Source organism: Streptomyces humi (assembly GCF_001005085.2).
Classification (GTDB): Bacteria; Actinomycetota; Actinomycetes; order Streptomycetales; family Streptomycetaceae; genus Streptomyces; species Streptomyces humi.
This window is the reverse complement of sequence record NZ_LBMU02000082.1, coordinates 1-25,249: the sequence shown is the minus strand read 5'-3', so window position 1 is coordinate 25,249 and position 25,249 is coordinate 1. Positions and strand designations below refer to the sequence as shown.

The following is a 25,249-nucleotide window of genomic DNA, read 5'->3' as shown; positions in this document are numbered from 1 at the left end:
TACGGCCAACGGTGCCGGACCCGCGCACGACGCGGGCCCGGCACCGGCGTGTCCGGCGCCGCTCAGGCGGGCACGACACAGTCGAAGGCGTGCAGGTACGGGTTGACCGGACTGATGTCCTGGACGGTGAGACCCGCGTCCGTCAGCCGCCGCACCATGCTGTCGGTGGTGTGCTTGGCCCCGCCGACGTTCAGGAGCAGCAGCAGGTCCATCGCGGTGCTGAACCGCATCGACGGGCTGTCGTCGACCAGGTTCTCGATGACCACGACCCGGGCACCCGGACCGCCCGCCGCGACGACGTTGGCGAGCAGCCGCGCGGTGGACTCGTCGTCCCACTCCAGGATGTTCTTGATGACGTAGACGTCCGCGTCGACCGGTACGGCCTCGCGGATGTCGCCGGGCACGATCCTCGCCCGGTCCGCGAGGTCACCGCCCTCGCGCAGCCGGGGCAGCGCCTTCTCCACCACCTTCGGCAGATCCAGCAGGTAGCCCTTCATCGTCGGGTACTTGTCCAGCAGGCTGGCCACCACGTGCCCCTGCCCGCCGCCGAGGTCCGCGACCGACCGGCTGCCGGACAGGTCGAGCAGCGCGGCGACCTCGCGGGCCGACTGCTCGCTGGAGGTGGTCATCGCCCGGTTGAAGACGTCCGCGGACTCCGGGGCGTCCTCGTTCAGGTAGACGAAGAACTCCTTGCCGTACAGGTCCTCGATGACGTTGCGGCCGCTCTGCACGGCCTCGTCCAGCTTCGGCCAGGCGTCCCAGGTCCACGGTTCGGTGCACCACAGGGCGATGTAACGCAGGCTGTGCGGGTCGTCCTCGCGCAGCAGCCGGGAGGTGTCGGTGTGCGCGAACGTGCCGTCGGGGCGCTCGGCGAAGACGCCGTAGCAGGACAGCGCGCGCAGCAGCCGCCGCAGCGGCTTCGGGTCGGTGCGCACCGCGGACGCCAGGCTCTCCACGGTCATGGGGGCGTCTCCGAGCGCGTCGGCGACCCGCAGTCGGGCGGCCGCGCGGACGGCGGCGGCACACGCCGCCCCGAACACGAGCTCGCGCAGCCGCATCGACGGCGGCGGGGCGCCCTCCTGCGTCGGCGCCCCGGACTCCTTCGCGGACGCCGAGAGGTCGCGTGCTGGTGCGGTCATGTGCCGCCTTCCTTCCTTGTGGGGGTGTCGTACGGCCGACCGGTCAGCACAGACCCGCGGGCTTGGACTTCTTGCAGGTGTTGCCCTTGAAGGCGTTGCCGTGCTTTGCGGCCTCCTGGTTGACCAGGTCGGCGGGGGCGTTGCCCGACAGGCTGTTGTCGGTGACGTTGTTCTTGTCGCTGGTGACGCCCACGAAGCTCTTGAAGATCACGACACCGCCCGACAGCGGGGACTTGCCGGAGTTGCCGGTGACCAGGTTCCGGCTGACCAGGGTGTTCTCGGCGCCGGTGAGCACGATGCCGGACCCCTGGAGGAAGGCCAGCCGGGCGGTCTTCGGGCAGTACTTGTTGTTCTTGACGACCTGGTTCCCGGTGACGGTGATGTTGCCGGCCTTCGGCTTGTTCTCGTCACCGACGACGAACACGCCCGCGCAGTTCCCGGTGATCGAGTTGTCCGCGACGGCGAGGTTGCGCAGCCGGCGCACGGTCACGCCGATCCGGTTGCCCTCCAGGAGGTTGTGCTCGACGACCGTGCCGGCGGTGTCGGTGGCACCCTTCTCCGCGGTGACGGAGTTGGCGAGGAACAACCCCGCGTCGCCGTTGTTCCGGGCGACGTTGTCGCGGTAGGTGCTGTGCACCGAGCGCTCCTCGGCGATGCCCCACTGACCGTTCTTCACGGCGGCCACGCCGTGCACGTTCAGGTTGGCCGTGCCGACGGCCATGACGCCGATCCGGGAGAACCCGGTCACCGTCATCCGGGCGATCGTCACGTCCTCGACCGGCTTGCTCTTGGTGCCGACCACGCAGATGCCGTTGCCCATCTCCGCACAGGACTTCTGGGCGGCGGCCGACTTCTTGGTGACCTTGGCCTTCTTGGTGACCTTGGCCTTCTTGGCGGGCTGGAGCACCGTCCCGGGGCCCATGCCGCGCAGCGTCAGGCCGGGCGTGGTCACCTTGACGCTCTCGCGGTAGGTGCCGGGCATGACGAGGACCGTGTCGCCGGGCTGGGCGGCGTCGACCGCCTTCTGGATCGACTCGCCCGGGTGCACCCAGTGCACGTGGTGGGCGGCGGACGCCGGAGCGGCGCCGAGGAGGGCACCGCAGAGGGCGGTACCGCACGCGAGGTATGTGATATGGCGTTTTGTCACACCGGGAAGATTAGGGGCGAATCACCCGATAAAAGGCCCGATGCTCCGTTCGGCGGCGTGTCACCCAGGCCCCGTGAGCGCGCCCCGTAGGGGCGCTGGGGGACCCCCGGCCGAAGGCTGGGGGAGGACCTGCGCGAGAAACCACAAAGGCGCGGCAGTCGCAAAGCGACCACCGCGCCCCGAGCTCCTGGGCGAACTACCGCCCCCGAGGTCCACCCTTGGGCATCCGCATCCCCTTGGGCATCGGCCCCTTCGGCAACGGCATGTTGGACATCAGGTCCCCCATCGCCCGCAACCGGTCGTTCGTCGTCGTCACCTGGGGACCGGTCAGCACCCGCGGGAACTTCAGCATGGTCGTCCGCAGCTTCTTCAGCTCGACCTGGCCGTCACCCGTACCGACGATCACGTCATGCACCGGCACGTCCGCGACGATGCGTGCCATCTTCTTCTTCTCGGCGGCCAGCAGGGTCTTCACCCGGTTCGGGTTGCCCTCGGCGACCAGCACGATGCCGGCCTTGCCGACCGCCCGGTGCACCACGTCCTGGCTGCGGTTCATCGCCACCGCCGGCGTCGTCGTCCAGCCCCGGCCGATGTTGTCCAGCACCGCGGCCGCGGCGCCCGGCTGGCCCTCCATCTGGCCGAAGGCCGCCCGCTCGGCCCGTCGGCCGAAGACGATGGCCGTCGCGAGGAAGCCGAGCAACAGGCCCAGAATGCCCAGATAGACCGGATGGCCGATCAGGAAGCCGATCACGAGGAAGATCGCGAGCGTGCCCAGACCGACACCCGCGAGTACCAGACCGATCGTCTTGTCGGCCTTTCGGGTCATCTTGTACGTGAGGGCGATCTGCTTCAGCCGCCCTGCGTTCGCAGCGTCCGCTGCGGGTTCCTTCCTCGCCATGTCCCGAAGTCTACGTGGCCCTGGGAGTGGCTACGACGGCAGTGTCCCTGGAAGGTCCTTGCGGAGGGCGTCAGGAGCGGCCGGCGGCCTGCTCCAGGAAGTGCTGCGCCTCGACCCGGTCCTTCGCGCGACGGCGGTCCTCCAGTACGGAGGTCCACGCGTTGCGGCGCGCGGTGCGCTGGCCGCCGCTCATCAGCAGCGACTCGACGGCGCGCAGCGCGTCGGTGAAGGACGGGATGGGGGTGGCGCGGACGGGCGCGGCCTGCATGGCGGAGGTCCTCCCTGAAGTGGGTGTACGTGCTGTGATACCAGGGTCACTGTTTGGTGTTACCAGGGCGTGACCGACCGGTCAAACACCAATGAAGCCTTGATGCGCGGGCCCGAAACGCTGCCGCGGCCCTGACGTACGCCCTCATCTGCGAGGACGGTCAGGACCGCAGCCATTCGGTCATTACCAACCGGTAGTATCTTGTGCGTGAATTCACACGCCCGCAAGCGGAAGGGCCGTCAGACCGCCTGGGTGGCGACGAACGCGCCCCGCTTCTCGACGGCCATCTGGTACAGCCGCCCGGCGCGGTAGGAGGACCGCACGAGTGGTCCGGACATCACCCCGGAGAAGCCGATCTGCTCGGCCTCCTCCTTCAGCTCCACGAACTCGTGCGGCTTGACCCAGCGCTCCACGGGGTGGTGCCGGACGCTCGGCCGCAGGTACTGCGTGATGGTGACCAGCTCGCAGCCAGCCTCGTGCAGCTGGCGCAGCGCGTCGCTGACCTCCTCGCGGGTCTCGCCCATGCCGAGGATGAGGTTGGACTTGGTCACCAGGCCGAAGTCGCGGGCCTCGGTGATGACCTTGAGCGAGCGCTCGTAGCGGAAGCCGGGGCGGATCCGCTTGAAGATCCGGGGCACCGTCTCGACGTTGTGCGCGAAGACCTCGGGGCGGGACGAGAAGACCTCGGCGAGCTGCTCGGGGACCGCGTTGAAGTCGGGGGCGAGGAGCTCGACCTTGGTGCGGCCGGCCGCGCGCTCCGCCGTCTGCTGGTGGATCTGCCGGACCGTCTCCGCGTACAGCCAGGCGCCGCCGTCCGCGAGGTCGTCGCGGGCGACGCCGGTGATGGTGGCGTAGTTCAGGTCCATGGTGACCACCGACTCGCCCACGCGGCGCGGTTCGTCGCGGTCCAGCGCCTCGGGCTTGCCGGTGTCGATCTGGCAGAAGTCGCAGCGCCGGGTGCACTGGTCGCCGCCGATGAGGAAGGTCGCCTCGCGGTCCTCCCAGCACTCGTAGATGTTCGGGCAGCCGGCTTCCTGGCAGACCGTGTGCAGCCCCTCGCTCTTCACGAGGTTCTGCATCTTCGTGTACTCGGGGCCCATTTTCGCCCGGGTCTTGATCCACTCGGGCTTGCGCTCGATGGGGGTCTGACTGTTACGGACCTCCAGGCGCAGCATCTTGCGTCCGTCGGGTGCGACTGCGGACACGACCGGCTCCCTAGCGATTGATTCTTCGGCGTGCTCCAGCGTACGCCCGTGGATTCGAAAGCCTGCTGGCCGGAGTCAGGCCGCCGGTGTCTTCTCGATCACCCTCGGCGCGAGTTCGGCGTTCTCCAGGATGTCCTTGAGGTGCCGCTCCACCACGGGCAGCACCTCCTCGACCGTCACGTCCCGGCCCAGTTCGGCCGCGAGGGAGGCGACGCCGGCGTCCCGGATGCCGCACGGGATGATCCGGTCGAACCACTTCATGTCCGGGTTCACGTTGAACGAGAAGCCGTGCATGGTCACGCCCTTGGCGACCCGGATGCCGATCTGGGCGATCTTGCGGTCCTCGCGGCGCTGCCCCGCGTTGGAGGGCGCGTACTCCGGGCCGTTGAGTCGCGGGTCGAACTCCTCGTCCTGGAGGCGCGGATCGAAGTCCAGGGAGAGGCCTCCGAACGCCGGCCGCTGCTCCACCGGGTCCCCGAGCACCCACACCCCGCTGCGCCCCTCCACCCGGGTGGTCTCCAGGCCGTACTCGGCGCAGACGCGGATCAGCGCCTCCTCCAGCCGCCGGACGTGGGCGACCACGTCCACGGGGCGCGGCAGCTTCTGGATCGGGTAGCCCACCAGCTGGCCCGGACCGTGCCAGGTGATCTTGCCGCCGCGGTCCACGTCGACGACCGGGGTGCCGTCCAGGGGGCGCTCGCTGTCCGCGGTGCGCCGGCCGGCCGTGTACACCGGCGGGTGTTCGAGCAGCAGCACCGTGTCGGGGACCTCGTCGGCGAACCGTGCCGCGTGCACCCGGCGCTGCTCGTCCCACGCCTCCTGGTACTCGACCGCGTCCGCGCCGAACCCCATACGGACGAACCGCAACTCACTCACGGCAAGCGCCTCCCTTGGCGACGGGTGTGTCAGGCACATAACGCGCCCAAGCAACTGTACGTCCGCCCGTCGCGCGTCAGCCCCGAGGGCAATCCTCACACGATCGGATGAATGAAGGTCGAAATGTGCGATCGACTGCTCACTCTCCGCTACATTCGCGCCGTCCATGAGCGCCAAAAGGGCTGCTCACCGGCAATCCGGGCACAAGCCACCGAGCTGAGCCAGAAGGCAGGAGACCGCACTCCAGATGACGGACCGACCCGCGCAGCGCACCCCCAACCGCCAGCTCGCCGCGCTCATCGCAGAAGCGGGGTTCTCCAACGCGGGTCTGGCCCGTCGCGTCGATCAGCTCGGCCTCGAACACGGACTGGATCTCAGATACGACAAGACATCCGTCACCCGGTGGCTGCGCGGCCAGCAGCCCCGGGGCACCACCCCCGCCCTGATCGCCGAGGTCTTCACCCGGCGCCTCGGCCGCCGGCTCACCGCCCAGGACCTCGGCCTGGACGCCTGCGCCCCGGTCTACGCCGGACTGGAGTTCGCGGCCACCCCCGAGGAGGCCGTCGACATCGTCGGCGGGCTGTGGCGCAAGGACTCCGGCAGCCATGCCGAGCTCCGCAAGATCGCCTTCACCCCGGCCGGACTCGTGGTCCCCAGCCGGGACTGGCTGATCGGCCGCGCCGACGACCGGGTGGCCCGCGGTGAGCCGGGCCCGGCCACCGCGGCCCGGGTACCGGCGCAGACCCGCCTCACGGCGCCCAAGCAGCCGCCGGCGGTGCCGGCGCGGCCCCGCGGGACGGCCGAGCGCGGACCCGGCCAGAAGGTCACCGGCGGCGACATCGCCGCGCTCCGCTCGGTCGGCGAACTGTTCCGCACGCTCGACGACGCGTACGGCGGCGGGCACGCCCGGCAGGCACTGGTGCGGTATCTGGAGCACGAGTGCGAGCCGATGCTGCGCGGCACCTACGGCGAGCAGACCGGTCGCCGGCTGTTCGGCGCGGCGGCCGACCTGACCCGGCTCGCCGGCTGGACGTCGTACGACATCGCGGCGCACGGGCTCGCCCAGCGCTACTTCGTGCAGTCCCTGCGGCTCGCCCAGGCGGCGGGGGACCGCGCGTACGGCTCCTACGTCCTCGTCACCATGAGCCGCCAGGCGGTCTACCTGGGCCACGGCCGGGAGGCGGTCCAGCTGGCCCGGGTCGCCCAGCAGGGGGTCGGAACGAACGCCCCGCCGGTGGTCCAGGCCCTGCTGCACGCGGCCGAGGCCCGCGCGCACGGCGTGCTCGGTGAGGTACGAGCGTGCACCGGCGCGCTGGTCCGCGCGGAACGCGCCCTGGAGGCGGCCCGCCCCGGCGACGAGGTCCCCTACTGGGCGCGCTTCTTCGACGAGGCCCAGCTCGCCGACGAGTTCGGTCACTGCCACCGGGACCTCCAGCAGTTCCGCGCGGCCGCGCAGCACGCGGAGCGCTCGCTGCAACTGCGTGCGCCCTCCTACGCGCGCAGCCGGCTGTTCTGCCGGGTCGTCCTCGCCACGGCCCGCCTGGGTCTCGGCGAGCTGGACCAGGCGTGCGCGCTCGGCGTGGAGGCGGCGGGTGCGGCGGTGGAGATGCGCTCGGTACGGGCGACCGAGTACGTCCGGGACTTCGAACGCCGGCTGGAGCCGTACAAGGACGCGGCACCGGTGAAGGGCTACCGCGAGAAGGTGGCGGCGCTGAACTGACGTGCTGATCGTTTTCTCCGCCGCGGCGGTGATCAGCCACGACGGCTTCTTCGGCGGTGCCGGGCCGGGCCCTGCCACTCGCCGTGGCGGGTGGCGGTTGTCGGCTCGGTGCCGGGCCGTCGTGGCTGGTCGCGCGGTCCTCGCGCCCCTACGTCTCTACGCTGCTCGGGGTTGCATGGTTTCGGCGCTGTGCATGGAGCCTGCGCCCAGGTCCGCCAGGATCGCTGCCGTTGCCCTGTGGGCCGAGTGCAGGGCTCCCTGGACCGTGCTGGTGTCCCGGTGGTCGCCACAGGCGTACAGGCCCGCCAGGAGGCGCACCGGGCGGCGCAGGTCGTGCGGGGGACGCATGGCCGGGAGCGCCTCGGGGGTGTGGTGGACCGCGAGCGTCTCCCAGCGGCGCGTCGACGTGCCGTACAGCCGCGCCAGGTGCATGCGGACCGCCGTGTCGATGTCGGCGGGCGGGGTGCCGAGGACCGTGGAGGAGACCAGGGCGCGGCCCTGGGGCGCCCGGCTCGGGTCGACGTTGCTGACCACGCAGGTGTGCGAGACCGGGCCGCTCCGGTCGGCGTCGAGGAGGAGCGACGCCCCGGTGGTCAGGGTCGCCGGTTCGTCGGTCGTGTGGTGGACCACCGTCACCTCGTGGAAGTCCGGTACCCGCAGGCCCGGCAGCAGCTCGGCGGCCGCGCGCGCGTCGGTCGCCAGCAGCACCGCCCGGCAGCGGACCTCGCCGTGCTCCGCCGTGCGCACCGAGGTCGTCGAGACCGAGGTGGCCCGTACCCCGGTGTGCACGGTGCCGGGCGGCAGGGCCCGGGCGAGGAGTTCCGGGAGGACGTCCGCGCCGCCCTCCGGCACGCACAGCCGCCCGCTCGCGAAGGAGCGCAGGGCGAGGTCGGCGCAGCGGCTGGACGTGGTCAGCTCGGGGTCGCACAGCAGGGCCGCCAGCAGCGGGCGCAGGAAGCCGTCGATCGTGCGGGTGGACACCCCGCGCTCGGTGAGGGCGCGGGCGGCCGGGAGTTCGGGCCGGGCCAGGATCCGCTCGACGGGCGTGCCGGCGAGCCGGCCCAGCGCGGCGCCGAGCCGGGCCTGGTCGACCGCCCCGCCCATCGGCGCGGTGGCCCGCACCGGGGACGCGGCCGAGCCGCCCCTGGGGGCGCTTGCCAGGGCGCGCACCGCATACAGTGCGCCCCTCGCGCTTCCGCCGCCCGCCGGAGCGCCCGCCCGGTGCCTGCGCCCGTCGCGATGCAGCAGTACGCCGGGCGCGAACCGGCGCAGTACCAGGGCGTCCAGTCCCGGGGTGAGCCGTAGCTCCGGATAGGACGTGGACAGGAGCTGGCCGATCCGGTCGAGGCGGAAGCCGTCGACCTTCTCGGTCGACATGCGTCCCCCGACGTAAGGGGCGGCCTCCAGGACCGCGGTCGTTACTCCTGCGCTGTTCAGCCGATGAGCCGCGGAGAGTCCGGCGATACCGGCTCCCACGATGACGACGTCCGCCTGGTACGCGGGCTCATGCACGAGGCCCCTCCTCGATTGCGCGTCCGGTGGAGACGTGATGCCCCCAACCCGCTCCGGGGATACCCGAGTTCGGGTCGAGGTTAAGGCGGTGATCGGTCAAGGGCAGTCGCGCATGAGCAGGGCACGGTCGCACGGCGGTCGCATTCGGTCACACGGGCCGTCAGGCCGCACGGATCGCGTCCTCGATGCCCGGGAACGCGAACGTGAACCCCGACTCCAGCAGCCGCTTGGGCACCACCCGTTGACTCCCCAGCACGTCCCCGGCCATCTCACCGAGCGCCGCCCGCAGGGCCGCCGCGGGCACCGGGAAGAGCGCCGGGCGACGCAGCACCCGGGCCATCGCCTCGGTGATCTCACGGTTCGTCAGCGGGACGGGCGCGGTGAGGTTGAACGGGCCGGAAAGGCCCTCGGTGTCCATCAGGAAGCGGATCGCGGCCACCTCGTCGTGCAGCGCGATGTACGACCAGTATTGGCGCCCGTCGCCCAGCCGGCCACCCAGGCCCGCCTTGAACAGCGGGAACAGCCGCCCCCACGCCCCGCCGCCGCGGGCGACCACCAGGCCGGTCCGGGCGAACACGGTCCGGATCCCCGCCTCCCGCGCCGGTGCCGCCGCCGCCTCCCACGCCACGCACACCGACGGCAGGAAACCGTCCCCGGGCGGGGCGTCCTCGTCGACGGCCCGGTCACCGGTGTCGCCGTAGAAGCCCATCGCGCTGCCGCTGACGAACACCCGCGGCGGCTCCTCCAGGGCGGCCACCGCCTCCGCGAGCGCCGCCGTGCCGAGGACCCGGCTGTCCCGGATCTCCCGCTTGTAGGCGGGCGTCCAGCGGTGGTCGCCGATCCCGGCCCCGGCGAGGTTCACCACGGCGTCGCAGCCGGCCAGCCCGGCCGTGTCCACGTACTGCCCGCCGGGGTCCCAGCAGACCTCGTCGGTGCCGTGCGCCCCGCGCCGCACGAGCCGCACCACCTCGTGCCCGTCGGCCCGCAGGGACCGCACCAGGGCGCTGCCGATGAGGCCGGACGCGCCGGCCACCGCGATACGAGAGCGTTTCATGGCCCCAGCATGCCGGGACCCGGGCCGGAAAACCCGTGGGGCCCCGACTCCGGCCGACTTTAGGGTGACCGCATGCCAGAGCCGTACATACGCACCGCCCTGCCCGACGACGACGAGGAGCTCGCCGTCCTCGACCGCGCCACCTGGTCGCACCTGCACGCCGTGCTGCCCCGGCCGGAACCGCCGTACGAGCCCTTCTTCGGTGAGCGCCACGCCCCCGAGGACACCCTGGTCGCCGAACTCGACCGGCGCATCGTCGGCTACATCCGCCTCGGCCTCGCCTACAAGCTCGCGGCCAACGCGCACGTCCGGCAGATCCAGGGCCTCGCGGTCGCCGAGGAGGCCCGCGGACAGGGCGTCGCCCGGGCGCTGCTGCGGGCGGCCATGGACGAGGCCCGCCGCCGCGGCGCCCGCCGGATCAGGCTCGCCGTCCTCGGGCACAACGCCCCGGCACGCCGGCTCTACGCGTCCGAGGGCTTCGCCGTCGAGGGCGTGCTGCCGGGGGAGTTCCTCCTGGACGGCGAGTACGTCGACGACGTGATCATGGGCCGGCCGCTGTGACGGTCAGGGGGTGATCAGCTCGCCGGTGTCCACCGCCGAGGTGGCCCGCGCCCCGCGCGCGGCGTCCGCGGCCACCTCGTCGGCCGTCAGCACGTACCCCGTCTCGCTGTCGGAGGTGGAACGGGCGAACACCACCCCGAACACCCTGCCCCCGGTGGTCAGCAGCGGGCCGCCGGAGTTGCCGGGGCGGACCGTGGAGCGGATCGAGTAGATCTCCCGGGTCACCGTGGCGTCGCTGTAGATGTTCTGCCCGGTGGCCTGCACCTTGTTGGCCACCGTGGCCGCCTGCAAATTCAGGTCGCCGTCCTGCGGATAGCCGGCGACCACCGCGGAGTTCCCGCGCGCCGCCGTGGTGTCGAACCTCAGCACCGGCGCCCGCAGCTGCGGCACGTACAGCACCGCCACGTCCCGGTCCGGGTCGAAGAGCACGACCTGCGCGTCGTACGACGCCCCGACCCCGCCTATCCGCACGCTCGGGTCGTCGATGCCCGCCACCACGTGCGCGTTGGTCATCACGTGCTCGGGCGCGAACACGAACCCGCTGCCCTCGCGGCCCTGGGTGCCGGCGGAACCCTCGATCTTGACCGTGCTGCGCCTGGCCGCGTCCGTGGCCGCCGCCGTCACGTTGTCGCCGGAAGGCTTGGCGACCTGGGCCGTCGACTCGTTCTCGAAGGGGTTGAAGACCTGGGGGAAACCCGCCTCGGTGAGCGCCGAGGTGGCCCGCGAGAACCACGCCGGTGTGGTGTCCGGCATGGTGTCCTGCACCGCGCCGAGCAGCCTGGAGTCCCGGATCGCCGTCGTCACCGCGGGCGACGAGGACGCGCCCAGCACGCTCGCCGCCACCCAGGCCACGATCAGCACCGCCACCGCGTTCGCGGCCGCCCCGCCGACCCCGTCCGCCACCCGCAGCGGCCCCTCGTCCAGTTCCCGGCGCAGCCGCAGCGCCAGCCGGCCCGCCAGCTCGTGCACCACCACCGCCGGCACCAGCACCGTCAGCACCGCGGCCACCGTCGCCGTCGCCGTGCCGCGGGTGACCAGTTCCATCACCCAGGGCAGCACCCACACGCCGACCACCGCGCCGCCCACGAACCCGGCCAGCGACACGCAGCCGGCCACCAGCCCGCGCCGGTAACCGGCCGCCGCGTACAGGAGCACCACCAGTACGAGCACCAGGTCGAGCAGGTCCACGGAGCCGCCTTTCTCTCGGTGCCCTTAATACGCTCGGGACAGGTCCAGTGATCAGCTCACGCCCGCGAGAACCCCGGGAACCGGCCACGCGTGCGTGTACCCACTGAAACGCCTCGGACCAGGACGATGGTTCCACCAGGTGGCACAGCACACATCGCGGGCGGAGCCGATCGACCCGAGAGTGGGGGCCATGCGTGTCTTCCCCCGAGCAGGGCGGCGCACCCGGGTCACCGCCCTGACGCTGCTCGGCTGTCTGCCGGGCCTCGTCGCCGTCCTCGCGCTGGTGCTGTCCGCCCAGGGCGCCGACCGCCCCGTGGCGATCCACCTGTCCGCGCCCGCGCCCGCGAGCCCCGCCGCCCACCTGGCGCCCCGGCCCCGGATCGTGCCGCGCACGGCCTGGCTGGACACCGGCGTCCGCCGCACCCAGCCGCCGCCGCGCTACGACGACCGGGTCGTCGCCGTCTTCGTGCACCACACCGACTCGCCCAACGGCTACTCCTGCGCCCAGGCACCCGAGATCATCCGCCGTCTCTACACCGGCCAGACCGGCGACCGAGACTGGGACGACATCGGCTACAACTTCCTCGTCGACCGCTGCGGCACCATCTACGAGGGCCGGGCGGGCGGTGTCGAGCGGGCCGTCACCGGCGCCCACACCCAGGGCTTCAACCACCGCACCGCCGGCATCGCCGCCCTCGGCACCTTCACCGCCGGGGTGCCGGTGCCCCGTGCCATGACCGACGCGATCGCCGCCCTCGCCGCCTGGAAGCTCGGCCTGGCCGACGTCGACCCGCGCGCCGGGGCCCACCTGGTCTCCAGCAACGGGCTCAGCCGCTACCGGGAGGGCACCGCCGTCACACTGCCCGCCGTGGCCGGCCACCAGGACGGCTACCGCACCACCTGCCCCGGCGCCGCCCTCGCCGCCCGCCTGCCCGAGATCAGGACCGCCGCCGCCCGCCTCCAGGGCAGAATCCCGGCGAGCCCGCCCCCGGCCGCCCCGACGCCGACATCGACGCCGACATCGACCCCGTCACCGACGGCGGTGCGTGCGCCGACGCCGGTGCGCCCGCCCGTGGCGACGCCCGCGCCCACGCCGGCCCGGTCGGACCCACCCGGCCCGACCTCCGCGCGGACGTCCACAGGAACGCCATAGGCGGCACGCAGGCCGCTCAGATCCCCGCGCCCTACCGTCGAGGACATCAGCAGCCGACCGGAGGCGGGGATCATGAACAGCAGCCGTACCGAAGCCCGTGCCGACACCACGGAGCAGGCCGAGAAGGCCGGTTGGGTCAGGTCGTCCCGGGGGCCCTGGGCCGTGGTCTGCGCCGTCGCGACCGTCGTCCTCGGACCGGCCGCGGTCACCGCGTCCGCCCTCGACCAGGCCAACGCGGCGCCGATGCACCACGCGGTCAAGGCCGAGCAGACGCAGGCGTACCTCCCGTCGGACGTGACCCGGCGCCGTACCGCCGCGTGAACCTCACTCCTTGAAGCGGTCCCACAGTCTCGGGAACCGCTCGGCGAGCGCCCGCTCGCTCTCCAGGTCCACCGGGGTGCCCTCCGGTTCGGAGGGCGCGGGGGCGATGCCCAGGTCCGGGGCCACGGTCCCGGTGAGCTGCTCGTACGCCTCGTCCGCCGCGTACCCCAGCTCCTCGCCGTCGCCGTCGACCTCCTCGTCGAAGTCGTCCAGCAGCTCCGCCAGCGCGTCCGGGTCGTGCAGGGCGCCCTCGAAGACCTCCCGGCCCTGGGCGATCAGCCAGCACCGGAAGAAGTCGAACGCGTCGTCGCTGGCCCCGTCGAGCAGCACCCAGGCGGCACCCCACAGGTCCCAGCGGTAGGCGCGGTTGTAGCGGGCCTCGAAGTGACGGGCGAAGTCCAGTACCAGGTCCGGCTCCAGCTGGAGCAGCCGTTCCACGAGCAGGTCCGCCTGGTCCTCGGGGTCGCCCTCGGCGGCCTCGCGGGTCGCGTCGACCAGCTCCCAGAACTCCGTCTCGTCCATCACGGGTCCAGCATCGTGCCTGGGCGCCGGGGGCGCACGCGGAGTGGTGCGGATTGTTATCCGGCGTCACCCGGCCGCGCGTAGAGCGCCGCGAGCCGTACCGCGTCCGCCGCGAACCGGGCCCGCAGTCCCTCCGGCGCGAGCACCTCCACCTCCGGTCCCAGCGCGGTCAGCTGGCCGTGCGCGACCTCCTCGCTCTCCACCGGCAGCGTCACCTTCACCCACCCCCGCGCGTCCGGACCGCCGGCGTTCGTGACCGCCTGCCGGGCGGTGACCGGATCGACGGCGTACGGCAGCCGCCGCACGCCGGTGGCCGACAGCCGCACCACCACCTCGGCGCGCAGCACCGACCGCGCGAACTGCTCGGCCCGCTGCTCCCAGAACCCCGGCAGGTCGAACTCCGCGTCGCGCGCGAACCGTTCCGCACCGGGCTCGACGGAGGTGAACCGGTCGATACGGTAGACCCGGTAGGAGTCGCTGTCGGCGACCCGGGCGCACAGGTACCAGACCCCGGCCTTCAGCACGAGCCCGTACGGCTCCAGCTCCCGCCGCACCTCCGACTCCCCGCGCCGGTAGTGCGCGACCACCCGACGGTCGTCCCACACCGCGTCGGCGACGGCGGGCAGCAGTGCGGGGGTCTTGGGGTCGGCGAACCAGTTCGGCGCGTCCAGGTGGAACCGCTGCGCGACGGTACGGGACGCGTCGCGCAGGGACGGCAGCAGCGCGGCGGACACCTTCAGCCGGGCGGCACTCGCGGCGTCCTCGAGACCCATCTCGCGCAGCGCGCCCGGGACACCGCTCAGGAACAACGCCTCGGCCTCGCTCCGGGCCAGTCCCGTCAGCCGCGTCCGGTACCCGCCGACCAGCCGGTACCCGCCGGCGCGCCCGCGGTCCGCGTACACCGGCACGCCCGCCTCCGACAGCGCCTGTGCGTCCCGCATCACGGTCCGCTCGGACACCTCCAGCTCGGCGGCCAGCTCCCCGGCCGTCATACCGGCCCGAGCCTGAAGCAGAAGCACCATCTTGATGAGCCGAGCGGCACGCATACGCCCCATGATGCCGGGCCCCACCACCCCGGCCGGCCCGGCACCGCCGGAAACCGCCGTCGTGGCCGAGCGCCGTCGCGGCGGGGAGAGACTGACCGGCGTCTGCGGGTCTGGCGCCGTCGGCCACCCTGGCTCCGCCGCGACGATGCTCAGCCGGGACGAACCGGTCCGGCGGTACCGGACCCACCACCCCGGCCGGCCCGGCACCGCCGGAGGCCGCCGTCGTGGCTGAGCGCCGTCGCGGCGGGGAGAGACTGACCGGCGTCTGCGGGTCTGGCGCCGTCGGCCACCTGGCCCCGCCGCGACGATGCTCAGCCGGGACGAACCGGTCCGGCGGTGCCGGACCCGCCGCCGCGGCCGGCCCGGCACCGCCGGAGGCCGCCGTCGTGGCTGAGCGCCGTCGCGGCGGGGAAGGTTCGCTGCGACGGCGCTCAGGGTTGGGGCCTAGGGGGTTTCGGGCTTGCTACAGGCCGTACTTCTCGCGGGCTTCCTTCACCGCTGTTGCCTTCACCTCGCCGCGCTTGGCCAGCTGGGCCAGGGACGCGACGACGATCGACTCCGCGTCGACGCCGAAGTGGCGGCGGGCCGCGTCGCGGGTGTCGGAGAGGCCGAAACCGTCGGCACCGAGCGAGGAGTAGTCCTGCTCGACCCACTGCGCGATCTGGTCCGGGACCTGACGCATGTAGTCGGAGACCGCGAGCACCGGGCCCTCCGCGCCGTGCAGGACCTGGCGCACGTACGGCACCCGCTCCTCGCCGCGCAGCAGGGCCGCGTCCGCCTCCATCGCGTCGCGGCGCAGCTCGGTCCAGGACGTCGCGGACCACACGTCCGTCGCCACGCCCCACTCCTCGGCCAGCAGCCGCTGCGCCTTCAGCGCCCAGTGGATCGCCGTACCGGAACCGAGCAGCTGGAGGCGCGGCGCGTTCGCCGGCAGCGACAGCCCCGCCGACTCCGCCGTGTTGAAGCGGTACAGGCCCTTGACGATGCCCTCGTCGACACCGAGCCCGGCCGGCTTCGCGGGCTGCGGGAGCGGCTCGTTGTAGACCGTCAGGTAGTAGAAGACGTTCGGGTCCTCGCCGGGCAGCGCCTCGCCGTACATCCGGCGCAGACCGTCCTTGACGATCGCCGCGATCTCGTAGGCGAACGCCGGGTCGTACGAGAGCGCGGCCGGGTTGGTCGCGGCGATCACCGGCGAGTGGCCGTCGGCGTGCTGGAGGCCCTCACCGGTCAGGGTGGTACGGCCGGCGGTCGCGCCGACGAGGAAGCCGCGGCCGAGCTGGTCGCCGAGCTGCCACATCTGGTCGGCGGTCCGCTGCCAGCCGAACATCGAGTAGAAGATGTAGAACGGGATCATCGCCTCGCCGTGCGTCGCGTACGCGGTGGACGCGGCGATGAAGTCGGCCATCGAACCGGCCTCGGTGATCCCCTCGTTGAGGATCTGGCCGTTCTTGGCCTCCTTGTAGTACATCAGCTGGTCACGGTCGACCGGCTCGTACGTCTGGCCCTTGGGGGAGTAGATCCCCAGGGACGGGAAGAGGCTCTCCATGCCGAAGGTACGGGCCTCGTCGGGCACGATCGGCACCCAGCGCTTCCCGGTCTCCTTGTCCCGGACCAGGTCCTTGACGAGGCGGACGAAGGCCATGGTGGTCGCCACGTTCTGCGAACCGGAGCCCTTGTCGAAGGAGGCGAAGGCCTTGTCCGCGGGGGCCGGCAGGGGCGCCAGGGCGTGGGTGCGGCGGGCCGGGGCGGGACCGCCGAGGGCCGCGCGGCGCTCCTGGAGGTAACGGACCTCGGGGGAGTCGGCGCCGGGGTGGCCGTAGGGCACGACCCCGTCGGTGAAGGCGCTGTCCGGGATGGGCAGCTCCAGCAGCTCCCGCATCGCCTTGAACTCGTCCACCGTCAGCTTCTTCATCTGGTGGTTGGCGTTCTTCGACGCGAAGCCCTCGCCGAGGGTGTGGCCCTTGACCGTCTGGGCAAGGATCACGGTCGGTGCGCCCTTGAACTCGACGGCGGCCTTGTACGCGGCGTACACCTTGCGCGCCTCGTGACCACCGCGGGAGAGGTGGAAGCACTCCAGGATCTTGTCGTCGCTCAGCAGCTTCGCCATCTCGGCGAGCGCCGGGTCCTTGCCGAAGAAGTCGGCGCGGATGTAGGCGGCGTCCCGGGTCTGGTACGTCTGCACCTGCGCGTCCGGTACCTCGCGCAGCCGTCGTACCAGCGCACCGGTGGTGTCGAGCTGGAACAGCTCGTCCCAGGCGGTGCCCCACAGCGTCTTGACGACGTTCCAGCCGGCGCCGCGGAACTGGGCCTCCAGCTCCTGCACGATCTTGAAGTTGGCGCGCACCGGGCCGTCGAGGCGCTGGAGGTTGCAGTTGATGACGAAGGTGAGGTTGTCCAGGCCCTCGCGGGAGGCGAGTGCGAGCGCGGCCGTCGACTCCGGCTCGTCCATCTCGCCGTCGCCGAGGAACGCCCAGACGTGGGACTGCGAGACGTCCTTGATGCCGCGCGCGGTCAGGTAGCGGTTGAAGCGGGCCTGGTAGATCGCCGAGAGCGGGCCGAGGCCCATGCTCACCGTCGGGAACTCCCACAGCCAGGGCAGGCGGCGCGGGTGCGGGTACGACGGGAGGCCGTTGCCGCCGGCCTCCTGGCGGAAGTTGTCGAGGTGCGCCTCGGTCAGCCGGCCGTCGAGGAAGGCGCGGGCGTAGATGCCGGGGGAGGCGTGGCCCTGGATGTAGAGCTGGTCACCGGAGCCGGGCGAGTCCTGGGCGTCCTTGCCCCTGAAGAAGTGGTTGAAGCCGGTCTCGTAGAGCCAGGCCGCGGAGGCGAAGGTGGCGATGTGCCCGCCCACCCCGTGCTTCGCGCCCCGGGTGACCATCGCGGCCGCGTTCCAGCGGTTCCACGCGGTGATCCGCCGCTCCATCTCCTCGTCGCCGGGGACGGCCGTCTCGGCGGTGGTGGGGATGGTGTTGACGTAGTCCGTCTCCAGCAGCTTCGGCAGCGCGATGCCGTCCGCCTCGGCGCGTTCCAGCGTGCGGCGCATCAGGTATGCGGCGCGGTGCGGCCCGGCCTCCCTGGCCACGGCGTCCAGTGAGGCCTGCCATTCGGCGGTCTCCTCCGGGTCCCGGTCGGGGAGCTGGTCGAGCGCGCTCGGCTGGATGGCCTGGGGGTCGGTCATGTCGCCGCCTTCCTCAGTCGAAGGGGGTTCCCTCATCGGTAAGGGTTCGGGTGCCCTTGGTCTTTGGCAGGACAGGGCAATGGACCCGGGTGCGGGTCCGTCGGCGACTTTAACTCCCTGATCGATGATCGATCAAAGGGTTGAGGGGCAAAACTTCTCGATTCCGAGAAAGTCGGCACGGGGTGCCTCCGGCAGTGGCACCGGGTGACGCTCTCAGGGCGGGGTTTTCGCAGGTGAGACGGTGTTTGAGCGCGGGTGCGCTCGTGTGTGGACGCGGCCCGTGCGGACGCGGCCCAGGGCCTGCCTCACGCCCTCGGCGCGCATCCCAGGACGTGGGCCTTCACGATCTCGGCGATCCTCGGGTCCCGGCGCTGGAAGGCGGCGACCAGTTCCTGGTGCTCCTCCGCGTACGACTGCTGGACCGTCCCCAGCCAGCGGATCGACAGGGCCGTGAACACCTCGATGCCCAGCCCCTCCCAGGTGTGCAGCAGCACCGAGTTGCCGGCCGCCCGCACCAGCTCGCGGTGGAAGCCGACGGTGTGCCGGACCTGGGCCGTGCCGTCGGCGTCCCGGTCGGCGTCGTAGAGGGCCGCCACATGCGGTTCCAGCGCCGAGCAGTCCCCGGCCAGCCGCTCCGCCGCCAGCTCCGCCGCGATCGCCTCCAGACCGGCCCGCACCGGGTAGCTCTCCTCCAGGTCGGCCGCTGTCAGGTTCCGCACCCGCACGCCCTTGTTGGGCGCCGACTCGATGAGGCGGAGGGACTCCAGCTCCCGCAGCGCCTCCCTGACCGGCGTCTGGCTGACCTCCAGCTCGGTCGCGATCCGCCGCTCCACGATCCGCTCGCCCGGCTTCCAGCGCCCGCTGACGATTCCCTCCACGATGTGCTCGCGGATCTGTTCGCGCAGCGAGTGGACGACGGGCGCGGTCATGAGAGCTCCTTAAGGGCGTTTGACGTTTAGACAATAAGGCCGGACCGGCTTTCGGGAGGGGCGCGCGGCGGCGCTTTCGCGCAGGTGAGACGAGACTTACACGACGGTGCCCCGCCCGGAGGAACTCCGGACGGGGCACCGTGCAGGACCTGCTGAGACCTACAGGCCGAGCTCGACCTCGAACTCGCCGGCCTCCAGGATCGCCTTGACGGCCGTCAGGTAGCGGGCCGCGTCGGCGCCGTCCACCAGGCGGTGGTCGTAGGACAGGGTCAGGTACGTCATGTCGCGGACGCCGATGACCGTGCCCTCCTCCGTCTCGATGACGGCCGGACGCTTGACCGTGGCACCGATGCCGAGGATCGCGACCTGGTTCGGCGGCACGATGATCGTGTCGAACAGCGCGCCGCGCGAGCCGGTGTTGGAGATGGTGAAGGTCGCGCCGGACAGCTCGTCCGGGGTGATCTTGTTGGCGCGGACCTTGCCGGCCAGGTCGGCCGTGGCCTTGGCGATACCGGCGATGTTGAGGTCACCGGCGTGCTTGATGACCGGGGTCATCAGGCCCTTCTCCGAGTCCACCGCGATACCGACGTTCTCGGTGTCGAAGTAGGTGATCGTGCCCTCTTCGACGTTGATCCGGGCGTTGATGGCCGGGTGGGCCTTCAGCGCCTGGGCCGCCGCCTTCACGAAGAACGGCATCGGGGAGAGCTTGACGCCCTCGCGCGCGGCGAAGGAGTCCTTGGCCTGCGCGCGCAGCCGCATCAGGCGGGTGACGTCGACCTCGACGACCGAGGACAGCTGCGCCTGCTCGTGCAGCGCCTTGACCATGTTGTCGCCGATGACCTTGCGGATGCGGGGCATCTTCACGGTCTGGCCACGCAGCGGGGAGGCCTCCAGCGCCGGGGCCTTCTTGGCGGCGGCGGCCGGAGCGGCGGCGGCCGGGGCCGGAGCGGCGGCGGCGGCCTTCGCGGCCTCGGCGGCGGCGATGACGTCCTGCTTGCGGATACGGCCGCCGACACCGGTGCCCTTGACGGCGGCCAGGTCGACGCCGTTCTCGGCGGCGAGCTTGCGCACCAGGGGGGTGACGTAGGCGCCCTCGTCGGTCGCCTGGGTGGCGGTCGGCGCGGTGGGCGCGGCGGCCGGGGTGACCGGGGCCGGGGCCGGGGCGGCCGGCGCGGCGGCGGCCGGGGCGGGCGCCGGAGCAGCCGGGGCCGGGGCGGGAGCCGGGGCCGGAGCGGCGGGCGCGGGGGCCGGGGCGGCGGGCGCGGGGGCTGGAGCCGGGGCAGCGGCGGCGGGCGCCGGAGCCGGGGCGGCCGGGGCCGGGGCGGCCGCGGGAGCGGCACCCGGGGCACCGATGACGGCGAGCTTGGCGCCGACCTCGGCGGTCTCGTCCTCGCCGACCACGATCTCCAGCAGGACGCCGGCGACCGGCGCCGGGATCTCGGTGTCGACCTTGTCGGTGGAGACCTCGAGCAGCGGCTCGTCCTCGGCGACCTCTTCGCCGACCTGCTTCAGCCAGCGGGTGACGGTGCCCTCGGTGACGGACTCGCCGAGCGCAGGCAGGACCACGTCCGTGCCCTGCGCGCCGGAGGCGCCGGCGGCGGCCTCGGCGGTCGGCGCCGGGGCGGGGGCGGCCTGCTCGGTGGAGGGGGCGGCCTGGGCGGGCTCGGCCGGGGCCGGCGCCGGGGCGGCGGCGGGCTCGGCGGCCGGGGCCGGAGCGGCGGCCGGGGCACCGGTGCCGTCGTCGATGATCGCCAGCTCGGCGCCCACCTCGACGGTCTCGTCCTCGGCGACCTTGATGGAGGCCAGGATGCCCGCGGCGGGGGCCGGGATCTCGGTGTCGACCTTGTCGGTTGACACCTCGAGCAGCGGCTCGTCGGCCTCGACGCGCTCGCCCTCGGCCTTCAGCCAGCGGGTGACAGTGCCCTCGGTGACGCTCTCGCCGAGCGCCGGAAGGGTTACGGAAACCGCCATGGTTTCGGTTGCTCCTTACGAATTGCGGAAGTCTGGGTGCAAGCGGAGTCGCTTGTGTCGACCGAGGGTCAGTCGTGCGCGTGCAGGGGCTTGCCGGCCAGGGCCATGTGGGCCTCGCCGAGCGCCTCGTTCTGCGTCGGGTGGGCGTGGATGAGCTGGGCGACCTCGGAGGGCAGCGCCTCCCAGTTGTAGATCAGCTGGGCCTCGCCGACCTGCTCGCCCATGCGGTCGCCGACCATGTGGACGCCGACCACGGCGCCGTCCTTGACCTGGACGAGCTTGATCTCGCCCGTGGTGTTGAGGATCCGGCTCTTGCCGTTGCCGCCGAGCGGGAACTTGATGGCGACGACCTTGTCAGCGCCGTAGATCTCCTTGGCCTTGGCCTCGGTGATGCCCACGGAGGCGACCTCCGGGTGGCAGTACGTCACCCGCGGTACGCCGTCGTAGTCGATCGGGACGGTCTTCAGACCGGCCAGCCGCTCCGCCACCAGGATGCCCTCGGCGAAGCCGACGTGCGCCAGCTGGAGCGTCGGGACCAGGTCGCCGACGGCGGAGATGGTCGGGACGTTGGTCCGCATGTACTCGTCGACCAGGACGTAGCCGCGGTCCATGGCGACGCCCTGCTCCTCGTAGCCGAGACCGGCGGAGACCGGGCCACGGCCGACGGCGACGAGCAGGACCTCGGCCTCGAACTCCTTGCCGTCGGCGAGGGTGACCTTGACGCCGTCGGCGGTGTACTCGGCCTTCGAGAAGAAGGTGCCCAGGTTGAACTTGATGCCGCGCTTGCGGAAGGCGCGCTCAAGAAGCTTGGAGGAGTTCTCGTCCTCGACCGGGACGAGGTGCTTGAGGCCCTCGATGACGGTGACGTCGGCACCGAAGGACTTCCAGGCGGAGGCGAACTCGACGCCGATGACACCGCCGCCCAGGATGATCGCGGACTTGGGCACGCGGTCCAGGACGAGGGCGTGGTCGGAGGAGATGATCCGGTTGCCGTCGATCTCCAGGCCCGGCAGCGACTTCGGCACGGAGCCGGTCGCGAGGAGCACGTGGCGGCCCTGGACACGCTGGCCGTTCACGTCGACGGAGGTGGGGGAGGACAGCCGGCCCTCGCCCTCGATGTACGTCACCTTGCGGGAGGCGATGAGACCCTGCAAGCCCTTGTACAGGCCGGCGATGACACCGTCCTTGTACTTGTGGACGGCCGGCACGTCGATGCCCTCGAAAGTGGCCTTGACACCGAACTGCTCGCTCTCGCGGGCCTGGTCGGCGATCTCGCCCGCGTGCAGCAGGGCCTTGGTGGGGATGCAACCCCGGTGCAGGCAGGTACCGCCGACCTTGTCCTTCTCGATCAGGGCGACGTCCAGGCCCAGCTGAGCCCCGCGCAGGGCCGCGGCGTAACCACCGCTACCACCGCCGAGGATCACTAGGTCGAAAACGGTGCTGGCGTCGTTCGCCACGTCACGTCCTCCATGCATGTGCGCCGTACGCCGGTCTCCAGTGACCGCGCGGCGGCTGGTGTCCGGCCGCTCTTCTTCGGCCCTGTGGTGGGGGCCCTGTCCTGCCGAGCCCATCTTCGCACTTGTCGGAGGTGAACGAGACGCCGGGCTGGAGTGTGAGACACCACACGCTCACTTGTGAGAAGGGGGCACGCGGTCCCACCCGCGGGCGCGGGGAACCGCGCGAGAAACCCCCACGACCCGCGGCCGCCGTACGACGGTACGGACCCGGTCAGTGGGCGACGGGGCCCCGCCCTACCCGCGCGCGAGGCCCCGCCCACATCATCCGACGTCAGCCCAGGTCGCCGGCGGCGGTCAGCTCCGCGAGCCGCACCAGCGTCCGCACCGCGGACCCCGTGCCGCCCTTCGGCGTGTACCCGAAGGGGCCACCCTCGTTGAACGCCGGCCCGGCGATGTCGAGGTGCGCCCAGGTGATCCCCTCACCGACGAACTCCCGCAGGAACAGCCCGGCGACCAGCCCGCCGCCCATCCGCTCGCCCATGTTCGCGATGTCGGCGGTGGCGGAGTCCATCCCCTTGCGCAGGTGCTCGGGCAGCGGCATCGGCCAGGCGGGCTCGCCGACCTCCTCCGCGGCCTCGTGCACCGCCGTGCGGAACGCGTCGTCGTTGCCCATGACGCCGAACGTCCGGCTGCCCAGCGCCAGCATCATCGCGCCGGTCAGCGTCGCCACGTCCACGATCGCGTCCGGCTTCTCCGCCGACGCCGCCCACAGCGCGTCGGCCAGCACCAGCCGGCCCTCGGCGTCCGTGTTGAGCACCTCGACCGTCTTGCCGCTGTACATGCGCAGCACGTCGCCGGGGCGCACCGCGGACCCGGACGGCATGTTCTCGGCCAGTGCCAGCCATCCGGTCACGTTGACCTCGAGACCGAGGCGCGCCGCCGAGACCACGGCGGCGAGGACCGCCGCCGCGCCGCTCATGTCGCACTTCATGGTCTCGTTGTGGCCGGCCGGCTTGAGGGAGATGCCGCCCGAGTCGTAGGTGATGCCCTTGCCGACGAAGGCGAGGTGCTTGTCCGCCTTGGAGTGCGTGTACGACAGCTTGACCAGCCGCGGCGTCGCCGCCGAGCCGCCGCCGACGCCCAGGATGCCGCCGTAGCCGCCCTTGGTGAGCGCCTTGTCGTCGAGCACCTGGATCTTGAGGCCGTGCTCCTTGGCCGCGTTCTGCGCGATGCCCGCGAAGATGGCCGGCGTGAGGTCGTTCGGCGGGGTGTTGACCAGGTCGCGGGCGCGGTTGAGCTCCTCGGAGACGGCCGTGGCGCGGGCCACGGCCGCCTTGTGGGCCGCGTCCCGCGGCTTGCCGCCGAGCAGCACGGCCTCGGCGAGCGGCGCCTTGCCGTTGCGCGCCTTCGCGTCCTTGCCGTTGTCCTTGTAGGTGTCGAAGGAGTACGCGCCGAGCAGCACGCCCTCGCCGAGCGCGCCGACGGCGGCCGCGTCCTGGACGGGCAGCGCGAAGGCCGCCTTCTTCGCCCCGGTGAGCGCACGGCCGGCGACACCGGCCGCCTTGCGCAGCACCTCGGCGTCGTAGTCCGCGTCCTCGGCGGGCACGGCACCCAGCCCCACGGCGATGACGAGCGGGGCCTTGAAGCCGGCCGGGGCGGGCAGCTTGGTCAGTTCGCCCTCGGCACCCGAGGCACCGAGGGTCTCCAGGACGGCGGCGAGCTTGCCGTCGTAGGCCTTGTCCACGGCCTCCGCGCCCGGTGCTACGACCAGGCCCGCGGACTTGGAGCCAGTGCCCTTGGCGACACCGATCACGATCGCGTCGGCCCGGAGGCCGGGCGCCGCTGAGGTGCTGAGAGTGAGAGCAGTCACGGTGGTGAAATCTCGCTTCCGATGTTGAGTTGCAGTGGCCGAGCGGTGTGGGTCGACCGGGCCCGGGAAGCAGCCCCGGGAGCTGACCCGGGGTGCGTTGCGACCGGGGCCTTCACCCTGTCGGCGAACACCCGGGACGAGACTACGCGTGTGTATGCGTTCGCTCATTCCTGCGGGTGTTCACCCTGGGGTGGCGTCCCGTTGGTCGCGCGGGAACCGCGCGGCAAGCCCCCACCGGTCCGCGGACGGCGCACGGCCCGTCAGCCCCCCAAGGAGAACACCACCAGCGCGGCGGTGGCGGCGACTTCGGCCAGCGCCCCGAACACGTCCCCCGTCACCCCTCCGAACCGCCGCCGGCAGTGCCGCAGCAGCCCGTCGGTGGCGCCCTCCGCCACCACCACCGCGAGCAGCGCCCGCAGACTCTCGCCCGCCCCGATCAGCGCCCCCGCGCCGGCCGCCGCCACCATCACCGCGAACGTCACCACGGCGGCCGCCACCTTCGGCGCCACCCCCGCCACCGCCGCTCCCAGCCCCTCCGGCCGGGCCGCCGGCACCCCCTCCACCGCGGCGAGGGTGAGCGCCAGCCGGGCCACCGTCGCCGACACCACCGCGGCGAGTGCCCCGCGCGCCCAGCCGTCACCGAACGCCTGTGCCAGCGCGGCGACCTGACCGAGCAGCAGGAAGACCAGGGTGATCACGCCGAACGGCCCGATGTCCGACTGCTTCATGATGCGCAGCGCCTCCTCGGCGGGCTTGCCGCTGCCCAGCCCGTCGGCCGTGTCGGCGAGGCCGTCCAGGTGCAGCCCACGGGTCAGCACGGCGGGCACCGCGACCGCGGCCACCGCGGCCAGCAGCGCACTCGCCCCGGCGACCACCAGCAGCGCGCCGACCGCGGCCGCGCAGACCCCCACGGCGAGGCCCGCCAGCGGGGCGAGCAGCATGCCGCCGCGGGCCGCCTCGCGGTCCCAGCGGGTGACCTTCACGGGGAACACGGTGAGCGTGCCGAAGGCGAAGCGAAGGCCGTCCGGCCAGGGGGTCTTGACCACCGGCGCAGGTTACCCGGAGGTCAGAAACCGCCACCCCCCGGCACCCTCCCGACCATCCCCCCGGCACCCACCCGACCATCCCCCCGGCACCCTCCCATCCGCCCCCCTGCACCGTCCCGACCACCCCTCGGGCACCCTCCCGGCCGCCCCGGCACGGACCCGGCCTGCCCCGGCACGGACCCAGGCCAGCC

21 protein-coding genes are annotated in these 25,249 nt (G+C 72.5%); 4 read left to right on the top strand and 17 right to left on the bottom strand.

From position 1 onward, the window contains the following. Positions 1-62: 62 nt before the first annotated feature. The 6 genes from AAW13_RS32510 to lipB all read right to left on the bottom strand — a co-directional run bounded on the left by AAW13_RS32510 (position 63) and on the right by lipB (position 5,533). Positions 63-1,139 carry a methyltransferase gene (locus AAW13_RS32510; RefSeq protein ID WP_420855505.1) on the bottom strand — a complete coding sequence of 359 codons (1,077 nt, stop codon included), beginning with the start codon at positions 1,137-1,139 and terminating at the stop codon, positions 63-65. Positions 1,140-1,182: 43 nt separating this feature from the next. Next, a complete protein-coding gene (locus tag AAW13_RS32505; RefSeq protein ID WP_046728244.1) occupies positions 1,183-2,286 on the bottom strand; it encodes a right-handed parallel beta-helix repeat-containing protein in 1,104 nt (367 codons plus the stop codon). A gap of 196 nt (positions 2,287-2,482) precedes the next feature. After that, on the bottom strand, positions 2,483-3,184 hold the full coding sequence (locus tag AAW13_RS32500; RefSeq protein WP_046728243.1) for a DUF4191 domain-containing protein: 702 nt from the start codon (positions 3,182-3,184) through the stop codon (positions 2,483-2,485). 70 nt (positions 3,185-3,254) lie between these two features. Next, on the bottom strand, positions 3,255-3,452 hold the full coding sequence (locus AAW13_RS32495; RefSeq protein ID WP_046728242.1) for an SCO2195 family GlnR-regulated protein: 198 nt from the start codon (positions 3,450-3,452) through the stop codon (positions 3,255-3,257). A gap of 239 nt (positions 3,453-3,691) precedes the next feature. Next, positions 3,692-4,657: a lipoyl synthase gene (gene lipA, locus AAW13_RS32490; RefSeq protein WP_046728241.1), complete on the bottom strand. Its 966-nt coding sequence runs from the start codon at positions 4,655-4,657 to the stop codon at positions 3,692-3,694. A gap of 75 nt (positions 4,658-4,732) precedes the next feature. Continuing rightward, entirely contained in the window at positions 4,733-5,533 is an 801-nt protein-coding gene (lipB, locus tag AAW13_RS32485; RefSeq protein ID WP_046728240.1) for a lipoyl(octanoyl) transferase LipB, read from the bottom strand. A gap of 247 nt (positions 5,534-5,780) precedes the next feature. Between lipB and AAW13_RS32480 the strand changes: the two genes are divergently transcribed. Then, positions 5,781-7,253, top strand: a complete 1,473-nt coding sequence (locus AAW13_RS32480) for an NsdA family TPR-like regulatory protein (RefSeq protein WP_046728239.1) — start codon at positions 5,781-5,783, stop codon at positions 7,251-7,253. 156 nt (positions 7,254-7,409) lie between these two features. On the opposite strand, the gene AAW13_RS32475 is transcribed toward AAW13_RS32480, so the two are convergent. Both AAW13_RS32475 and AAW13_RS32470 read right to left on the bottom strand, forming a co-directional pair. Then, positions 7,410-8,765 carry an NAD(P)/FAD-dependent oxidoreductase gene (locus AAW13_RS32475; RefSeq protein WP_046728238.1) on the bottom strand — a complete coding sequence of 452 codons (1,356 nt, stop codon included), beginning with the start codon at positions 8,763-8,765 and terminating at the stop codon, positions 7,410-7,412. A gap of 160 nt (positions 8,766-8,925) precedes the next feature. After that, positions 8,926-9,819: a TIGR01777 family oxidoreductase gene (locus tag AAW13_RS32470; protein WP_046728237.1), complete on the bottom strand. Its 894-nt coding sequence runs from the start codon at positions 9,817-9,819 to the stop codon at positions 8,926-8,928. 72 nt (positions 9,820-9,891) lie between these two features. On the opposite strand from AAW13_RS32470, the gene AAW13_RS32465 reads away from it, so the two are divergent. Continuing rightward, positions 9,892-10,380 carry a GNAT family N-acetyltransferase gene (locus AAW13_RS32465; protein ID WP_046728236.1) on the top strand — a complete coding sequence of 163 codons (489 nt, stop codon included), beginning with the start codon at positions 9,892-9,894 and terminating at the stop codon, positions 10,378-10,380. A gap of 3 nt (positions 10,381-10,383) precedes the next feature. Here the strand turns inward: AAW13_RS32465 and AAW13_RS32460 are convergent, their stop codons facing one another. Continuing rightward, positions 10,384-11,568 carry a MarP family serine protease gene (locus AAW13_RS32460; RefSeq protein ID WP_046728235.1) on the bottom strand — a complete coding sequence of 395 codons (1,185 nt, stop codon included), beginning with the start codon at positions 11,566-11,568 and terminating at the stop codon, positions 10,384-10,386. A gap of 190 nt (positions 11,569-11,758) precedes the next feature. Here AAW13_RS32460 and AAW13_RS32455 point away from each other — a divergent pair, with 190 nt between their 5' ends. Both AAW13_RS32455 and AAW13_RS32450 read left to right on the top strand, forming a co-directional pair. Next, positions 11,759-12,721: a peptidoglycan recognition protein family protein gene (locus AAW13_RS32455; protein WP_079179051.1), complete on the top strand. Its 963-nt coding sequence runs from the start codon at positions 11,759-11,761 to the stop codon at positions 12,719-12,721. 72 nt (positions 12,722-12,793) lie between these two features. After that, a complete protein-coding gene (locus tag AAW13_RS32450) occupies positions 12,794-13,042 on the top strand; it encodes a hypothetical protein (RefSeq protein WP_046728234.1) in 249 nt (82 codons plus the stop codon). Positions 13,043-13,045: 3 nt separating this feature from the next. Here AAW13_RS32450 and AAW13_RS32445 read toward each other — a convergent pair whose 3' ends face one another. The 8 genes from AAW13_RS32445 to AAW13_RS32405 all read right to left on the bottom strand — a co-directional run bounded on the left by AAW13_RS32445 (position 13,046) and on the right by AAW13_RS32405 (position 25,058). Then, positions 13,046-13,564, bottom strand: coding sequence for a DUF4240 domain-containing protein (locus AAW13_RS32445; RefSeq protein WP_046728233.1), 519 nt, complete (start codon positions 13,562-13,564; stop codon positions 13,046-13,048). A 56-nt stretch (positions 13,565-13,620) separates the two neighbouring features. Beyond that, complete coding sequence (locus tag AAW13_RS32440; protein WP_046728232.1) at positions 13,621-14,610, bottom strand: helix-turn-helix transcriptional regulator; 990 nt, start codon at positions 14,608-14,610, stop codon at positions 13,621-13,623. Between the two features lie 463 nt (positions 14,611-15,073). After that, positions 15,074-17,785, bottom strand: a complete 2,712-nt coding sequence (aceE, locus tag AAW13_RS32430; protein ID WP_046728231.1) for a pyruvate dehydrogenase (acetyl-transferring), homodimeric type — start codon at positions 17,783-17,785, stop codon at positions 15,074-15,076. Positions 17,786-18,090: 305 nt separating this feature from the next. Further along, positions 18,091-18,714 carry a GntR family transcriptional regulator gene (locus tag AAW13_RS32425; RefSeq protein WP_046728230.1) on the bottom strand — a complete coding sequence of 208 codons (624 nt, stop codon included), beginning with the start codon at positions 18,712-18,714 and terminating at the stop codon, positions 18,091-18,093. A gap of 159 nt (positions 18,715-18,873) precedes the next feature. Then, on the bottom strand, positions 18,874-20,685 hold the full coding sequence (gene sucB, locus AAW13_RS32420; RefSeq protein ID WP_071659752.1) for a 2-oxoglutarate dehydrogenase, E2 component, dihydrolipoamide succinyltransferase: 1,812 nt from the start codon (positions 20,683-20,685) through the stop codon (positions 18,874-18,876). Positions 20,686-20,753: 68 nt separating this feature from the next. Beyond that, complete coding sequence (lpdA, locus tag AAW13_RS32415; RefSeq protein ID WP_046734800.1) at positions 20,754-22,142, bottom strand: dihydrolipoyl dehydrogenase; 1,389 nt, start codon at positions 22,140-22,142, stop codon at positions 20,754-20,756. A 331-nt stretch (positions 22,143-22,473) separates the two neighbouring features. Continuing rightward, entirely contained in the window at positions 22,474-24,012 is a 1,539-nt protein-coding gene (locus tag AAW13_RS32410) for a leucyl aminopeptidase (protein WP_046734799.1), read from the bottom strand. 260 nt (positions 24,013-24,272) lie between these two features. Continuing rightward, entirely contained in the window at positions 24,273-25,058 is a 786-nt protein-coding gene (locus AAW13_RS32405) for an adenosylcobinamide-GDP ribazoletransferase (protein WP_046734798.1), read from the bottom strand. Positions 25,059-25,249 lie beyond the last annotated feature (191 nt).

Excerpts from the sequence above, each read along its gene's own strand:
- AAW13_RS32495 (WP_046728242.1), bottom strand. The coding sequence starts at position 3,452 with ATGCAGGCCGCGCCCGTCCGCGCCACCCCCATCCCGTCCTTCACCGAC.
- aceE (WP_046728231.1), bottom strand. The coding sequence starts at position 17,785 with ATGACCGACCCCCAGGCCATCCAGCCGAGCGCGCTCGACCAGCTCCCC.
- AAW13_RS32480 (WP_046728239.1), top strand. The coding sequence starts at position 5,781 with ATGACGGACCGACCCGCGCAGCGCACCCCCAACCGCCAGCTCGCCGCG.
- AAW13_RS32470 (WP_046728237.1), bottom strand. The coding sequence starts at position 9,819 with ATGAAACGCTCTCGTATCGCGGTGGCCGGCGCGTCCGGCCTCATCGGC.
- AAW13_RS32445 (WP_046728233.1), bottom strand. The coding sequence starts at position 13,564 with ATGGACGAGACGGAGTTCTGGGAGCTGGTCGACGCGACCCGCGAGGCC.
- AAW13_RS32500 (WP_046728243.1), bottom strand. The coding sequence starts at position 3,184 with ATGGCGAGGAAGGAACCCGCAGCGGACGCTGCGAACGCAGGGCGGCTG.
- AAW13_RS32450 (WP_046728234.1), top strand. The coding sequence starts at position 12,794 with ATGAACAGCAGCCGTACCGAAGCCCGTGCCGACACCACGGAGCAGGCC.
- AAW13_RS32455 (WP_079179051.1), top strand. The coding sequence starts at position 11,759 with ATGCGTGTCTTCCCCCGAGCAGGGCGGCGCACCCGGGTCACCGCCCTG.
- sucB (WP_071659752.1), bottom strand. The coding sequence starts at position 20,685 with ATGGCGGTTTCCGTAACCCTTCCGGCGCTCGGCGAGAGCGTCACCGAG.
- AAW13_RS32465 (WP_046728236.1), top strand. The coding sequence starts at position 9,892 with ATGCCAGAGCCGTACATACGCACCGCCCTGCCCGACGACGACGAGGAG.
- AAW13_RS32440 (WP_046728232.1), bottom strand. The coding sequence starts at position 14,610 with ATGCGTGCCGCTCGGCTCATCAAGATGGTGCTTCTGCTTCAGGCTCGG.
- AAW13_RS32510 (WP_420855505.1), bottom strand. The coding sequence starts at position 1,139 with ATGACCGCACCAGCACGCGACCTCTCGGCGTCCGCGAAGGAGTCCGGG.
- AAW13_RS32425 (WP_046728230.1), bottom strand. The coding sequence starts at position 18,714 with ATGACCGCGCCCGTCGTCCACTCGCTGCGCGAACAGATCCGCGAGCAC.